Source organism: Chitinophaga sp. 22620 (assembly GCF_052044405.1).
GTDB lineage: Bacteria > Bacteroidota > Bacteroidia > Chitinophagales > Chitinophagaceae > Chitinophaga.
In genome coordinates this window covers 1397523-1411257 of sequence record NZ_JBQEMV010000001.1, presented here as the reverse complement: position 1 = coordinate 1411257, position 13735 = coordinate 1397523, and the positions used below count along the sequence as shown (strand labels likewise).

Annotated in this window: 14 protein-coding genes; 5 read left to right on the top strand and 9 right to left on the bottom strand. The window is 53.1% G+C overall.

The genetic code is table 11. The features are described 5' to 3' along the window. Positions 1–15: 15 nt before the first annotated feature. A complete protein-coding gene (locus tag ACTJIK_RS05970) occupies positions 16–414 on the bottom strand; it encodes a DUF3127 domain-containing protein (RefSeq protein ID WP_440645441.1) in 399 nt (132 codons plus the stop codon). Between the two features lie 542 nt (positions 415–956). Here ACTJIK_RS05970 and dnaA point away from each other — a divergent pair. Together dnaA and ACTJIK_RS05960 are read left to right on the top strand one after the other, a co-directional pair. Beyond that, positions 957–2390 (top strand): chromosomal replication initiator protein DnaA, encoded by a 1434-nt coding sequence (gene dnaA, locus ACTJIK_RS05965; protein ID WP_346316348.1) that lies wholly within the window; start codon positions 957–959, stop codon positions 2388–2390. A gap of 156 nt (positions 2391–2546) precedes the next feature. Next, the gene (locus ACTJIK_RS05960; RefSeq protein ID WP_440645440.1) at positions 2547–4364 is read left to right on the top strand and encodes an alkaline phosphatase; all 1818 of its coding nucleotides are present in this window, start codon (positions 2547–2549) and stop codon (positions 4362–4364) included. Here the strand turns inward: ACTJIK_RS05960 and ACTJIK_RS05955 are convergent. From ACTJIK_RS05955 to ACTJIK_RS05945, 3 genes are read right to left on the bottom strand one after another with little or no spacing between them, the layout of a single operon-like run. Continuing rightward, complete coding sequence (locus ACTJIK_RS05955) at positions 4355–4783, bottom strand: SRPBCC family protein (RefSeq protein WP_440645439.1); 429 nt, start codon at positions 4781–4783, stop codon at positions 4355–4357. The genes ACTJIK_RS05960 and ACTJIK_RS05955 overlap by 10 nt on opposite strands. Then, positions 4776–5564, bottom strand: coding sequence for an SRPBCC family protein (locus ACTJIK_RS05950; RefSeq protein ID WP_440645438.1), 789 nt, complete (start codon positions 5562–5564; stop codon positions 4776–4778). The genes ACTJIK_RS05955 and ACTJIK_RS05950 overlap by 8 nt, the downstream gene beginning before the upstream one ends. Further along, positions 5542–6141 (bottom strand): helix-turn-helix domain-containing protein, encoded by a 600-nt coding sequence (locus ACTJIK_RS05945; RefSeq protein WP_440645437.1) that lies wholly within the window; start codon positions 6139–6141, stop codon positions 5542–5544. Before ACTJIK_RS05945 ends, ACTJIK_RS05950 begins: the two co-directional genes overlap by 23 nt. 212 nt (positions 6142–6353) lie before the next feature. Here ACTJIK_RS05945 and ACTJIK_RS05940 point away from each other — a divergent pair, with 212 nt between their 5' ends. Continuing rightward, on the top strand, positions 6354–6848 hold the full coding sequence (locus ACTJIK_RS05940; protein WP_440645436.1) for a hypothetical protein: 495 nt from the start codon (positions 6354–6356) through the stop codon (positions 6846–6848). Between the two features lie 54 nt (positions 6849–6902). On the opposite strand, the gene ACTJIK_RS05935 is transcribed toward ACTJIK_RS05940, so the two are convergent. The 3 genes from ACTJIK_RS05935 to ACTJIK_RS05925 all read right to left on the bottom strand — a co-directional run bounded on the left by ACTJIK_RS05935 (position 6903) and on the right by ACTJIK_RS05925 (position 8909). Beyond that, positions 6903–7757 (bottom strand): dienelactone hydrolase family protein, encoded by an 855-nt coding sequence (locus tag ACTJIK_RS05935; protein ID WP_440645435.1) that lies wholly within the window; start codon positions 7755–7757, stop codon positions 6903–6905. Between the two features lie 64 nt (positions 7758–7821). Further along, a complete protein-coding gene (locus ACTJIK_RS05930) occupies positions 7822–8262 on the bottom strand; it encodes a carboxymuconolactone decarboxylase family protein (protein WP_440645434.1) in 441 nt (146 codons plus the stop codon). 71 nt (positions 8263–8333) lie between these two features. Then, entirely contained in the window at positions 8334–8909 is a 576-nt protein-coding gene (locus ACTJIK_RS05925) for a Crp/Fnr family transcriptional regulator (protein WP_440645433.1), read from the bottom strand. Between the two features lie 219 nt (positions 8910–9128). Between ACTJIK_RS05925 and ACTJIK_RS05920 the strand changes: the two genes are divergently transcribed. Together ACTJIK_RS05920 and ACTJIK_RS05915 are read left to right on the top strand one after the other, a co-directional pair. After that, positions 9129–10034 (top strand): bestrophin family protein, encoded by a 906-nt coding sequence (locus ACTJIK_RS05920; RefSeq protein WP_440645432.1) that lies wholly within the window; start codon positions 9129–9131, stop codon positions 10032–10034. Positions 10035–10101: 67 nt separating this feature from the next. Then, positions 10102–11091 carry a helix-turn-helix domain-containing protein gene (locus ACTJIK_RS05915; RefSeq protein WP_440645431.1) on the top strand — a complete coding sequence of 330 codons (990 nt, stop codon included), beginning with the start codon at positions 10102–10104 and terminating at the stop codon, positions 11089–11091. A 297-nt stretch (positions 11092–11388) separates the two neighbouring features. Here the strand turns inward: ACTJIK_RS05915 and ACTJIK_RS05910 are convergent, their stop codons facing one another. Continuing rightward, positions 11389–12330, bottom strand: a complete 942-nt coding sequence (locus ACTJIK_RS05910) for an alpha/beta hydrolase (protein WP_440645430.1) — start codon at positions 12328–12330, stop codon at positions 11389–11391. Between the two features lie 15 nt (positions 12331–12345). Then, positions 12346–13710: a WG repeat-containing protein gene (locus ACTJIK_RS05905; protein WP_440645429.1), complete on the bottom strand. Its 1365-nt coding sequence runs from the start codon at positions 13708–13710 to the stop codon at positions 12346–12348. Positions 13711–13735 lie beyond the last annotated feature (25 nt).

Here is a 13735-nt window from a genome sequence, read left to right as displayed (position 1 = left end):
AAGATTGACCAACGACTAGAAGGGAAGATCGTCCCCACTGTTGCCGCCGCCCTGTCCCTGAGAGAAGGGGGCTTCCTGTGAGGTATTATAATCGGGCTGGCGGTCCGCACCGGGCTGTGCCTGCATCATGCTTTCCATACGCCATGCGTCGAGGTTGGTGATGTAATTCACTTTACCATCTTTTTCCCAACGCGTGCCTTTTATATTAAAATAAACTTTAACCATTTCCCCTTCATTGTGACGGTCCACAATGCTGGTACGATCCTGCACAGACTGAAACTTGATATAATTTGTGATCACACGGCCGTTGATATCATCCGACTTCTCGATCACAAATTCCCGGGTCTTGAACGATTCGCTGCGCTGAACCGTATTGTACTTCACTACCAGCTTTCCGGTAATTTCAAAACTCATAATAACAAATTTAAAATTTCAATTCCGCCAAAGATAAGTTTTTCAGTACAGTGGAGCTTAATTACTTTTACACAAGTTATTCGCAATTATTGCGAACCATATCATAAATTTGCACGGAATTTGAGAATAACGAGAAAGCAGTTACCTGAAAAAGTGAAGAGCGCTACAGCCAACTGAGTATCCCCCGGGTTTACGAAATGATAGGCGAACTGGCAATGGTATTTTACCAGATATGCCGGGTATTTCATGTAAACAAGTAAACAGTTTTACAAATTACTTGTTAATCATGCTTGTACGGTTTAACACTTTTCATTGTTGTGGAATTGCAGGCTAAACGGGTGTTTTAGCCGATAAAACTTGAATAAACAGGGTCGGAACATTCTGTAATTGTTGGAAATAAAACAAGGCCAGATAAATTTTTTTTTTCAACATTTTCTACAGATATTCGTCGTCCTGTCAAAAAAGTTCTTCAACTGCCCGCATTGAAGAATTTGTATTCGAGAACACCCAAATTATAAACACGACTAATTATTTTTTACTAAATGAATAAAACTTGCGAACAAGTTTGGGAAAGGTGTCTGAATATAATCAGGGATATTGTGGAATGGCAGCCATTTAAAACATGGTTTGAACCGATAAAACCCGTAAAGCTTGAGAACAATGTTTTAACCATCCAGGTGCCCAGCCAGTTTTTCTATGAGTACCTGGAAGAACATTACGTAGGCCTCCTTGGAAAAACAATCAAGCGGGAGTTAGGAAAAGAAGCACGGCTGGAATATCGGATAGTAGTTGAGAATGGCACTCCACATCAACACCCTAAAACCGTGAATATGCCCACGCAGTTCACCAAACCCCAGAAGGACAGTGAAGTTGATTTCCCGTTAACGATACAAAACCCGGTGAAGAACCCGTTTGTGATCCCGGGCATCAAACGCGTGCAGATCGATTCACAGCTGAATCATAATTACACCTTTGAATCCTTTATAGAAGGCGATTGTAACCGTGTGGCGCGCAGGGCCGGCAAAACCGTGTCCGACAAACCAGGGGGCACCTCCTTCAACCCGCTCGTGATCTACGGCAGCGTGGGCCTCGGTAAAACGCACCTGGCGCAGGCCATCGGCAACGAAGTGAAAAGGCAGGCCCCCAACAAGGCCGTGCTGTACGTGAGCGCCGAAAAGTTCATCAACCAGTTCATAGACCACTCCAAGAATAATATCATCAACGATTTCATTCACTTCTACCAGCTGATAGACGTGCTGATCGTAGACGATATCCAGTTCTTCGCCCGCGCCGAAAAGTCGCAGGACGCGTTCTTCGCCATTTTCAACCACCTTCACCAGAGCGGCAAACAACTGATCCTGACCTCCGACAAACCGCCCAAAGACCTGGATGGCGTGCAGGAGAGGCTGCTGAGCCGCTTCCGCTGGGGCCTCAGCGCAGACGTTGGTTTGCCCGACTTCGAGACCCGCATGGAGATCCTGGAAATGAAGATGCGCAACGACGGCCTTGAAATGCCGAAGGAAGTAGTGAAATACGTAGCCTACAACATCCAGAGCAATGTACGCGAGCTGGAAGGCGCGCTCATCTCCCTGCTGGCACAATCATCCCTCAACCGGAAAGAAATTGACCTCGAACTCGCCAAACGCGTGCTGAAGTCTTTCGTAAAAACCTCCTCCAAAGAGATCACCATCGAAAGCATCCAGAAAATGGTCTGCGAATATTTTGACGTGGCATACGACAAGCTGTTGCAGAAAACACGCAAACGTGAGATCGTACAGGCCCGCCAGATCACCATGTACCTGGCCAAGAGCTTTACCAAGAACTCGCTCAAAACCATCGGCGAACACTTCGGCGGCAGGGACCACACCACCGTGATCCACTCCTGTCAGACCGTCAAAGATCTCATGGACACTGACAACAGCTTCCGCGACAGCGTGATCGAATTGCAACAGAAAGTGCAACTCGCTGCTATGTAACCTAACCGCAACCTCTGCAAAAATATTTCCGGTACCGGGCTCCAGCAGCCCGGTACCTTTTTTTGTTAATGAACGTCGTGCATGATGCATCCATTTGTTAACGAAAATATATCCACCCCATACTTCCGTTATTCCCGGAGTTCGCTATTTTAGCCGATGATGAAAACTTTACAGCAACTCCTCCTATGGCTCTGCTGCTTTGCCGCCTCCGCGCAGGCACAGTACACTGCGGCCAACGCGCATTCGCACAACGATTACCTTCAGCCCGCTCCCTTCGAAGCCGCCTTTGCACGCAACTTCGGCTCCATCGAAGCAGACGTGTTCGAAAAAGACGGGGAACTGTTCGTAGCGCATACCGCGGCCGAGGTCAGCAGCGGCAGGACCTTGCGTGCGCTGTACCTGGAGCCCATGCTGGCCAGGATAAAGGAACAGAAAGGCATCTTCGGTGAATCCAAACAAAGCCTCCAGCTGCTCATAGACTTCAAGACGGCCGGCGTGCCCACTATGCAGGCGCTTATACAACAGCTGGAAAAATACCCGGAGATCACTTCCAGCCCCAAAGTTCAGATCGTGATCAGCGGCAGCCGGCCCGCGCCCGAGCTCTGGAACAATTATCCCGCCTACATCCTTTTCGATGGCGTACCGTCTCAAACCTATACCACCGGACAGCTGCAGCGCATCCCGCTCTTCAGCGACAACTTCCGCAGCTACACCCAATGGAACGGCAAAGGTTACCTCGTGCCGGAAGACCTCGAAAAAGTGCAGAACGTACTGAAGAAAGTGCACGGCATGCAGAAGAAGTTCCGCTTCTGGGCCACGCCCGATGAAGTGAATGCCTGGAAGACCATGATCAACCTCGGCGTGGATTATATCAATACAGATAAAGTGGAAGGCCTTGCAGACTACCTGCGCAAACGCGTGCAGGCGCAGTACCAGGCGGCGGCGCCGCATAAGGTGTACACGCCTTCTTACCGCAACAACGACAAAACTTCCAAAGTAAAGAATGTGATACTGCTGATCGGCGACGGGATGGGCCTCGCGCAGATCTATGCGGGATACACCGCCAACTTCGGCGAACTGAACCTGTTTAAGCTGCTGAACATCGGCTTTTCAAAAACCGCATCGTTCAACAACTACATCACCGATTCGGCCGCAGGCGGCACTGCCATGGCCTCCGGCAAAAAAACGCATAACCGCGCGGTGGGCGTAGATGCTGTAAGCGCGCCGCTCCCGAATATCCCGGACCTCATTGCGCCGCTCGGCATGCAGAGCGCGCTCATCAGCTGCGGCGACATCACCGACGCAACACCCGGCGCATTCTACGGCCATAACAAAGAACGGAGCATGAACGCCGCCATCGCGAAAGATTTCCTGCAAAGCCCTGTAAGTATCCTCATCGGTTCCGGCGGCAAACACTTCCTGCCCATCCGCGAACAGCTGGAACAAAAGGGCTACAGCTTCTCCACCAGCCTCTCCGCGCTGGATACCATCCGTGGTAAGAAGTTCGTGGTGCTGGCAGACAGTGCGGGCCTCAGCATCCAGAAAGGCCGCGGCGATTTCCTCGTGCGTGCGTTCCGCAAGGCCACGCAAACGCTTTCAGGCAGCAAAAAAGGATTTTTCCTTATGGAAGAAGGCGCGCAGATCGATCACGGCGGGCACCTCAATTCCGTTCCTTACCTCACTACCGAAATGCTCGACTTCGACCAGGCGGTAGGCGAAGCGCTCCGCTTTGCAGACAGCAATGGCGAAACGCTCGTGATCATCACGGCGGATCATGAAACGGGCGGCCTCAGCCTGCTGGACGGGAATATTAAAAAAGGATACGTGGACGGGCAGTTCAGCACCTCGGACCATACGGCCATCATGGTGCCGGTATTTGCCTACGGCCCTCACTCCATGGATTTCAGGGGAGTGTACGAAAACACGGAGTTGTTTGAAAAGATCATGCGCATTATACGCCGCTATCAGAACTGACGCTGCTGGTAAGGCTGCCCCTTGCCGGTTTCAAGATACAGCTTGAGGCTGTAAAGAAATTGCCCCCAGTTGTAGTTGCAGAAACGGTAAAATTCCGTCACCTCCCGCCAGCCCATGTGCCGCAGCGTCACCGCAGTCATATCGTTCCGCGTTTCCAGGTCGAACGATACGCTGGTGCCGATCCATTCCGGATCCGACTGCACGCATTCCCACAGGATGCGCGTAGGCGGTGTAAGCTCGACGTTCCTGAACTTTGTATCGTAGTTGTCGGAAAAATCGAATTCGTTGATGAAACCAACTTCAGGTTTTACGACCAGCTTTTCCGTCCATACGGCGCCAAGCCCTTCCTGCGTGCTGAGCGCAGCGTACACCGCATCGACAGGTTTGCGGACGTACTGGATATGTTCAATATCAGCCATGGTATATATAGTTTAGTTTTTCCTGCCAGCGTTTTTCCAGCTCCTTCATTTCTTTTCCAGGCACGCCGTAAGCGCCGATCCATACCCAGATGAACACATCGCCGCCCGGTGAGAACCGTTCGATGGAGAGGCGGAACAATGCGTTGTTAAAATGCTGCATGGTACCTAACAGGTCCTGCGGATGGTTGTAGAACAACAGGTGGCCTTCGTAGGTTTCTCCCAAAGGCGTATCGAGCGCATAATGATTTCCGTTGACCCGCAGGCCGTTGCCGGTAAGCCTGTTCCATAATTCCGCGTACGGCAGCTCCGACCGGATGCTGGCCAGCGCCACCACCCTGTCTTTGCCCGCGTGGTTTTCCAGGTAATGTTTCAGCGAGAGGGATTCGGTAGCCCAGCCGCGGCGCACGCCATCGTACATTTCATCCCAGCTTTCCTCTCCGCCAAAACCATTGTGAACAATGCGGAGCATGGTAGCCCCGTCTTTTTCATGCAGGAAAAATTCAACCGCCAGGCGGCGCGGCACTTCGGACACAATGCGGTGATGCGCTTCGCCGTAACCCAGGCGCAGGTATTCCTCCTCTTTCACTTCCTCTATTTCCATATGCCAGTTCACATCATTGCCCCACGACAGCCGCACTTCACCCTCCGTTACACCAGCTTCCAACGGGAACCAGCGCTCCAGTTCCTTTGCTTCCGTGAGGGCTTTCCAGACGGCCTTCACCGGCGAATTGATGCTGCGGGTAATGTCTATCACCCTGTCAGCCTTCGTTTCTTTTTTCATGGTCCTGTTTTTTGATGGTGGGATGAGAGAACAAATGAAACTGGTAGGGCCTTGCCTGCGTGTTGCCGGGCCGGTGGTATTTCATGGCCAGCCTCGCGATGGTTTGCGCCACTTCGTCTGTAAACGCCTGCAAAGCGGAAGGGTCTTCGAACCGCACTTCTGTTTCCAGCGTGAAGGTAGCCAGCTTCTTTTTGGCTTTGTGCGCGCCGGTCTGCATCGTTGCCACATCCTGGATCATCCGGCCGGCGGATTGGAGCAGGTAGGTGGAAGAAAATTTATCCGTGACCTCATCTCCCTCCGCCATGGCGGTGTTCAGCAGCACCATATAAGAGCGCGAAGTGGCACGCACGATCCTTTCGGTGCAGTTGCCTTTTTTTCTTTCTTCCACCAGCTCCACCAGTTCATTCTTTTCCAGCTCGCGAAGATGATAGTTCAGCTGCTGCCGCGGCATGTCCAGCACACGGGCAAGACCGGCCGCGGAATTAGGCTCGCGTAGCTGCTCCAGGATGCGCATGCGCAGGGGATGCATCATGGCCGAAGCAGTTTGCGTATCCTGTATGAGGTTCTGCGCTTTCATATCCCGAAATTACCACCGAAAAATTAATTTTTCAAGAAAATATTTATTTTCTAAATAGTCTATTGGGATAGTGGAGTGTACACATTTCACAAATAATTAATTATTAAATACAAACAAAAGTGCTATCTATAATCAGGCGGAATATGTTAAATTGTATTTAACATCCAATCATCGACCAAAATCTAAATCTTTTACTAACATAATTGCTCGCTATGGTATCAACTCACGGGCGTACGGCGCAGCCCTTCAGCGCCGTACTGATGATTGGATGTACCGTTTGGCTGCTGGATGGCGCAGCGGCGGTCATCAGCGCTTACGCCAGGAACGGCGTTCCCCCGGACAGGGTTTTCAAATACATTTCCAGCGCCCTCATGGGCATGCCTGCTTTCAGCGGAGGACCGGCAGTGATCCTGCTCGGGATATTCCTGCATTTCCTCGTAGCCCTCGGCTGGGGTGCTTTATTCTTCTTCGCTTATCCCAGGCTGCGTTTCCTGCAAGGCAATAAATGGCTCGTCGGCTGCCTTTACGGGCTGTTTGTCTGGGTCATGATGAGCCTGGTGATCGTTCCCCTCACACAAGTGCCGCAGGCGAAATTTAACCTCCAGAGCGCCATTGTAGGATGGGTGATCCATATACTTTGCGTAGGGTTGCCGATCGTGCTGATCACGCAGGGATGGTACCGGCGGAAGTGGGGTATGGCGAAATAAAAACCGGGCGGACTGAGTTTCCCCGATCCGCCCGGCATATATGCAGGGAAAAACTTATCCCAGTGTTTCCTTAAACAGTTCCAACGTTCTGCCCCACGCGAGCTTCGCTGCTTCCGCATTGTAACGCGCGGCAGACGTATCGTTGTGGAAGGCATGCTGCATGCCTTCGTACATGAACAGCTGGTAATTCACACCCGCGGCTTTCAGCGCTGCTTCGTAAGCGGGGATGCCCGCGTTGATACGTTCGTCGAGGCTGGCATAATGCAGCTGCACGCGTGCTTTTATTTTCGGCACATCGGCGGCATCGGGCTGGCCTCCATAGAAAGCAACGGCCGCATTCAGCTGCGGATCGTTCACTGCCAGCTGGTTGGCCATGGAGCCGCCCCAGCAAAAACCTACGCATCCTGTTTTACCATTACTGTCAGGCCGGCTGCGCAGGTACGCAAGGCCTTTCAGGTAGTTATTCAGGTTCTGTGCCTTATCCAGCTTGCCGATGAGCGTACGGCCTTCGTCCTCGTTCGCGGGCGTGCCCCCGAACACAGACAATGCATCCACGCCCAGTGCAATATACCCGGCTTTTGCGGCCCTGCGCGTCACGTCTTTGATATGCGGCGTAAGCCCGCGGTTCTCGTGTATCACCACTACGCCGCCGCGTTTGCGGGCTTCCTCCGGGCGAACGAGGTAACCTTTCATGGTCACCTTATCACCGGGCCAGGTCACTTCTTCTTCTTTGAGGCCGGGCTCCAGCGGGGCTTCGGCGGCTTTCGCGTAATTGGATTCCAGCAGCGGCAGGATGGTCATGGCTGCGGCCATGGTGCCGGTGATCTGTGCGAGGCGTTTCAGGAACACTTCCCGCGTAAGCGGCTTGTGGGTATACTCATCAAAGAGATTAATGATACGCTGATCCATAAAAAAGGGTTTACAGAAAGATAAGGCAAATTCCGCCAAATTCCCGGTCCTTTTTGCGGCTGTTCTACGCTTTGGCGGGCTGTAAATGCGTGGATACCCCGATCCTGTTCCAGGCGTTGATGATGATCACCGCCATGATGACCTGCGCCAGGTATTCCTCGTCGAACAGCGCGGCGGCCTTGGCGTAGGTAGCGTCTGACAGGCCTTTGTGCATGAGCGTCACTTCTTCGGTAATGGCCAGGATGGCTTGTTCTTCTTCGGTGAAGAAAGGCGTTTCGCGCCAGGCGGTGAGCGCGTAGATGCGTTGCTCGGTTTCACCCTGCTTGCGGGCATCTCTCGAATGTTTGTCGATACAATACGCACAGCCATTGATCTGCGAAGCGCGGATGCGGATCATTTCGTGATGCAGCGGGCTGATGCGGGTGGTTTCGAGGTAGCTTTCGAAGGCGAGCATGGCTTTGTACGCAGCAGGGGCTGCTTTCGGGATCTTGATTCTTTCCGACATGGTGTTTCTTTTTTTGATAACACAAATGTCCGGCGGAAACAGGCCTCAAAATCTTGAACCAGTTCAAGAAATCATACCTTCTTTTTTGCTCTTATTTTACTGATGAACTCGGGAGAAACGCCCAGGTAAGAGGCCAGCATATATTGTGGCACGCGCTGCACAAAATCAGGGAACAGGCCGGAGAAGTGATGGTACCGTTGTTCGGCGGTTTGGGTAAAGATGTATTTGATGCGGAGCTGCGCAGCGGCAAGCGCTTTCTCTAAAATGATGCGGAAATATTTCTCCAGCTGCGGCACTGCCGCAAACAATTCATCCTGCACATCCCGGTACAGCACGGCGTAGCTGGTATGCTCCACCGCCTGGATATTGCAGGCTGAAGGCTTTCGCGATTCCAGGCTCATATAATCCGTGATCCACCAGTTCTCGATCGCGAAATGATAGATCTGCTCCCCGTCGCGCTCTGTTTCGAAATAAGCCCTGCAGCAGCCGCTGAGGATAAAATAATTGCCCTGGCACACCTGCCCTTCCTTCAGCAGGAAAGCTTTTTTCTTCACATCCCTTATTTCGATGTACTGAACCAATACCTGCTCCTCTTCTCCGGACAGCGGCACAAATCTCCTGATATGATCGAACAAACCCTGTAGCATAACTAAATGTTTTTCAAAACAACCCAACATATTCCCGGCCTGCGATATTTGATCCCCTACCGGGATAATGATCATACAAAGATCAGCGAATGGGCGTTACCGGACAAAATGAAATAACACAGCCGGAGGATTCATCCCGGCCCCGCTTCTTTTGTTCAGCCCGCAAAGAATCTGTAACTTAAAGTAACATTACCGGATACTGAACATAAACCCCCGCTTATGCTCCTGCGCGACAAGCTCTCGCTTATACAGGTCTTCCGCCTCACCTGGCGCCTGGACCTGATGATCATCCTGGTTTGTTCACTCGCTTACGCGGCAGACACCTATTGGCTCAAACAGCATGTTTCCATCCCCGTTACCATGAGCGCCGTGCTCGGTACCGCCCTTGCTTTTTTTATCGGCTTCAACAACAACCAGGCTTACGACCGCTGGTGGGAAGGCCGAAAGATATGGGGCGCGCTGGTGAACGACTCCCGCAGCTGGGCCCGCAACCTGTTGAACTTCGTGGATACTTCCGTGAACGGCGAATCGCAGCATATCGCCAGGAGGATGATCTTCCGGCACCTCGCTTTCCTGTACGCGCTGAATACTTCGCTGCGTAAAGACAGCGACCTTTATCATGAAGGGTATCTCAGCAAAGATGAAGCAGACCTGGTAAGGACCAGCACCAACGTTCCCAACAGCATCCTCAACATACAGGCGGCCGATCTCCAGCAGCTGCGCGGGTCCGGCGCCATAGACGGGTTTTGTTTCCGCGAGATGAACGACCTGGTGGTGAAGCACTGCGACAACATGGGCAAATGCGAGCGGATCAAAACCACCGTGTTCCCGCCCAGCTACCTGTTCTTTACCCGGGTGTTCATCTGGTTCTACGTGATACTCAATACGTTGATGCTCGCCGAATCCACCGGTTACTGGTCCGTTGTTTTCGGCTGGGCCGTGGGTTTCATTTTCCATGTTACCCACCAGAACGGCGTAAGCATTATGAACCCTTTCGAGAAGCTGCCCACCTCTCTCCCGCTGGACACCATTTGCCGCACTATAGAACGTAACCTGCTGGAAATGTTAGACCACGAGCCCCTGCCTTCGCCCCTTGAACCGCTGGACGGACAATACCTGCTGTGAGCGTTCGGCTTTCCGGAAAATACCGTAATATTACGGTACCAGTTTTTCAGCCAAATCCAAGTATCCTATGCATACAGTGGACCGTCCCGCTATTATGAACTTCGAGGTGCCCGACCTCATGAAGCAACGCATCACCGTTTCCGACCAGCTACCCGAGCATTACAGCAAATATCGTATACCCGGCACCGTAGTTCACATTACGGAAGGGCCTTTCGGCGCATTCTTCAAGCAGGAGCTGCACAGCAGCGACTGGATAGTGGGCTGGCTGAATTTTGACATCAAAGAGCATATCTACCTCTATCCCGTCACCAAAGACCCGCTGCTGGCGTTGTATACCGGGCTGAACGGCGATATTCCCTGCGAGCTGCAGGGCTCCGCCGAAAAGCTGATGCTGCCGGAGAAAAAATTCGCTTTTTATTACGTGCCGCCCATGGCGTTCAACCGCGCGGAATTTGCGCCGGCGCATTATACCGCGGTGTACATTTCTTTTTCGCCTTCGTTCATGCAATATTTCGGGAACAAATACGAGGCATATAAACCATTGGTGGAGAAACAATTAAGAGGCGAGCAGGAAGGGGAGCAAAAAAACCTCATCCCGCTGGGCAATACCGCGCGCGACATCATCCAGGCCATGGGCGCGTACCGGCAGGCCCCGGCCATGTTCGAGCCTTACCTGCACGGGCAGGTGATGCTGCTCACCGCTCACTACTTCAACCTGCTGATGGGCCGGCGCGAAATACCCAAAACCGTGCTGGACGCCTGCGATTATATACAATACAACCTCGGGGAAGACCTCAGCACCACCCTCGTGGCCAAACACGCCGGCACGCATAAAGACGCGCTGAACAAGCATTTCAAGGAAGTATACGGTAAAAATGTGCGCCAGTACATTACCCATGTAAGACTGGAAGAAGCGGAATACCGGCTGCTCAACACCAGCGAGCTGGTCTGGGAGATAGCCGCCCACACCAATCTCACCGACGCCTCCCACCTGGTGCGCCTCATCCGTGGGAAACATGGCCTTACCCCGGAAGAATACCGGGAAAAACACAAATAAATTCACCCCGACTGCGGTCTTTTTTCAGTTCGTACAATTTTCCGCCCGGAATATACAATGCCGTATGCGGAAGAAACTTCAACTTTGGAAAGAGGGAGTAAGGCAGGCTGAAAGCCGGACACCCTCGGTCAAGACCCACTCCGATTTAACTGGTAATGTTCATTATTTTGCTGAAAGACAACAACTTATAATTTTCTCCAATTTAGCTCAAGACACCAAGAAGAGATCTGACAGAATCCGTTCCCCAAATTAGACTTGAGACATTTGTTCAAAAGCCAGCGCCGGAAGCACTGGCTTTTATTGTGCCTTTATAAATTCCGCGACTGCCGCAGTCCATTCCCGGCTGTAGCCTGAAAGATAATTAACATGTCCTGCCTCCGGGAAAGTAACGAGCTTTTTAGGACCGGGCAGGTTATTGTATATTTCGTCTATCTCCTTCCGCGCCACTCTTCCATCCTTTTCCCCATACACCATTAAAACGGGCACATGTGCTGCCCTGGCGTATTCTACAGGCTTGTGATTGAAGCCCCAGAAGCCGTTGATGACGCCGCCCCAGAACACGACCATGCCCGCCATCGGGAACGGCGGCGCCCCTATGGCCCGGAACCTTGCGCAGGCGGCTTCGTACAATGTGCTGAAAGGCGCTTCCAGGATCACGCCTTCGGGTTTCACCGGGTAATCGTCCAGGGCTTTGAGGATCGCGGCGGCGCCCAGGGAGGTGCCCAGCAGGTAGATATGCTGCTCCCCGCGGGCGGCCAGGTAATCGTATGCCGCTTTTACATCCCGGGCTTCCCGGTAACCGATAGTGGTGGCGTTGCCGCCCGAGCCGCCGGAGCCCATGAAGTCCACCAGCAGCGTATTGTAACCTAGTCCCAGTAATATTTCGGCCCTTTCCAGCATACGCGATTTCGCGGCGCCGTAGCCGTGGAACAGCGCAACGGTCCCTTTTGCGCGCGGCGCCCTGACCATCCAGGCTTCCAGGCGTTCGTAGCTTTGCAGGCGGATGGTTTCATAAGCGCGGCCAGGTTTGTTGCGGTTCACCGGGCGGGGATTGTCCACGCCGGCCACCACTACCTTCAGCTTGCCGGCAAAGCCCAGCCTGCCGGGATTGGTGCGCTGCACATCCGCAGTAGTAAAATGCGTGAATTTATAGGCATGGAAACAGGCAAATGCATTCACCAGCAGGAAAAGGACTGCCAGGGTCCACGCGGTGCGCCTGAATGTTCGAAAAGTTCGCATGGGTATAAGATGGGTTTACTCCCGGTATTCCCGGCCCGTATAAAGATCGATATAAAAAAGCTGATTTTTCTGCGTTACCGCGCCATGCTCGCCGATACTGTCGTACAGGGGCGGGGTGATATGCTCGCCCGTGCCGACGTTCAAAAGACCATACAGGTTGTTCATGCAATAGGGCGCAATATCCGCCGCCAGGCAAGGCCCGATATAGCTGTATGCCGGCGGCACTTTCCAGTCCTGCTCCATAATATCAAAAACGCCGTACCTCCCGCTCTTGTTGTCTTTCCCGGCATACAGGGTTTCGCCCAGGGCTTCGGGGTACAGCAGGGGAAAAAGATGGAATTCCAGGCTGGCGTCCATCACACCTTTGACCTTGCCGTTGAACAGCAGCGAACCGTTGCGCAGCATGGAATGGAAACCTGCGCGTGGTTCTATGAGCTTGTTCCACTTACCGCTCTTGTGCAGCACCAGCACGCGGCGTTCTTTGCTTTTACCGGTAGTGGCCAGCACAAAAAAATGTTCCGTGTCCCGCATCGCGCCGATCATGGCAACGTATTGTACATCGCCCACCTGCGGGTACGGTTCGATGGAAGCAGGGAAAGGTTTGGAGAAATCCGGGAAGAGGAACACCTCGCCGGCGGTGGACTGGAAAACAGGCGCGGCAATGCGCTGGTAGGGCGCTTCCTGCTGCGGGATGGTTTTGCCGCCGAACACGAGGTAGTTCTTTTTGTAATACCGCACGGCGTCCATCGGTTTGCCGGCGTCGTTCACCCGGCGGTACCAGCCTTTGCGGTACTGGAGGAAAGTGCCGTCTTCCAGCTGCCCGAAGATTTGCCCTGAGCAACGTTCTCCTTCGGCATTGTACAATTCCTGCCGCAGCAGCATGTGTTCGCCGGAAGTGAGCAGCCGGGCTTCGCCGGGCATTTTGCGGGCGGGCTCCCAGTCTTTGCGCCAGTAGCGGTTGCCCCAGGCGTTGAGGTCGTCCGTGCAATTGAACTGCTGGATCTTTTTCATATCCGGCAGCGCCAGCACTTCCCATTGGGCCCTGGGCACTTTGGTGACGAGCAGCGGGCCGTTGTGGCGGGTGCTGAGGAGGTTGAATTCGGGAAGTATACGCCAGCGCGGCAAACGCCACCAGGCATTATATTCTTTTTTGATAAAAGCGACGGAGAAGGGCCGCGGCGCGGTGAGATGGATGAAAGGGTGCTCCGGGGCGATCACCGGCACGCCTTCCGTATTGATGAGGCCGAAGCCGCCTTCCTGCGCCATCACCGCAAAACCGCCCCTGAAGGGCCGGGCATGGGAATATTGGGGCGGGATCAGGAGCGTCCCGTCAATATTTGCATAGCCATAAAGGCCTGATTTTGCCAGCCAAGGTATCATAGCGCTGGCCGGAGAGAACAAAAAC

Bases quoted from the DNA above. Each gene is read 5' to 3' on its own strand.
- ACTJIK_RS05970 (WP_440645441.1), bottom strand. From the start codon at position 414: ATGAGTTTTGAAATTACCGGAAAGCTGGTAGTGAAGTACAATACGGTT.
- dnaA (WP_346316348.1), top strand. From the start codon at position 957: ATGAATAAAACTTGCGAACAAGTTTGGGAAAGGTGTCTGAATATAATC.
- ACTJIK_RS05960 (WP_440645440.1), top strand. From the start codon at position 2,547: ATGATGAAAACTTTACAGCAACTCCTCCTATGGCTCTGCTGCTTTGCC.
- ACTJIK_RS05955 (WP_440645439.1), bottom strand. From the start codon at position 4,783: ATGGCTGATATTGAACATATCCAGTACGTCCGCAAACCTGTCGATGCG.
- ACTJIK_RS05950 (WP_440645438.1), bottom strand. From the start codon at position 5,564: ATGAAAAAAGAAACGAAGGCTGACAGGGTGATAGACATTACCCGCAGC.
- ACTJIK_RS05945 (WP_440645437.1), bottom strand. From the start codon at position 6,141: ATGAAAGCGCAGAACCTCATACAGGATACGCAAACTGCTTCGGCCATG.
- ACTJIK_RS05940 (WP_440645436.1), top strand. From the start codon at position 6,354: ATGGTATCAACTCACGGGCGTACGGCGCAGCCCTTCAGCGCCGTACTG.
- ACTJIK_RS05935 (WP_440645435.1), bottom strand. From the start codon at position 7,757: ATGGATCAGCGTATCATTAATCTCTTTGATGAGTATACCCACAAGCCG.
- ACTJIK_RS05930 (WP_440645434.1), bottom strand. From the start codon at position 8,262: ATGTCGGAAAGAATCAAGATCCCGAAAGCAGCCCCTGCTGCGTACAAA.
- ACTJIK_RS05925 (WP_440645433.1), bottom strand. From the start codon at position 8,909: ATGCTACAGGGTTTGTTCGATCATATCAGGAGATTTGTGCCGCTGTCC.
- ACTJIK_RS05920 (WP_440645432.1), top strand. From the start codon at position 9,129: ATGCTCCTGCGCGACAAGCTCTCGCTTATACAGGTCTTCCGCCTCACC.
- ACTJIK_RS05915 (WP_440645431.1), top strand. From the start codon at position 10,102: ATGCATACAGTGGACCGTCCCGCTATTATGAACTTCGAGGTGCCCGAC.
- ACTJIK_RS05910 (WP_440645430.1), bottom strand. From the start codon at position 12,330: ATGCGAACTTTTCGAACATTCAGGCGCACCGCGTGGACCCTGGCAGTC.
- ACTJIK_RS05905 (WP_440645429.1), bottom strand. From the start codon at position 13,710: ATGATACCTTGGCTGGCAAAATCAGGCCTTTATGGCTATGCAAATATT.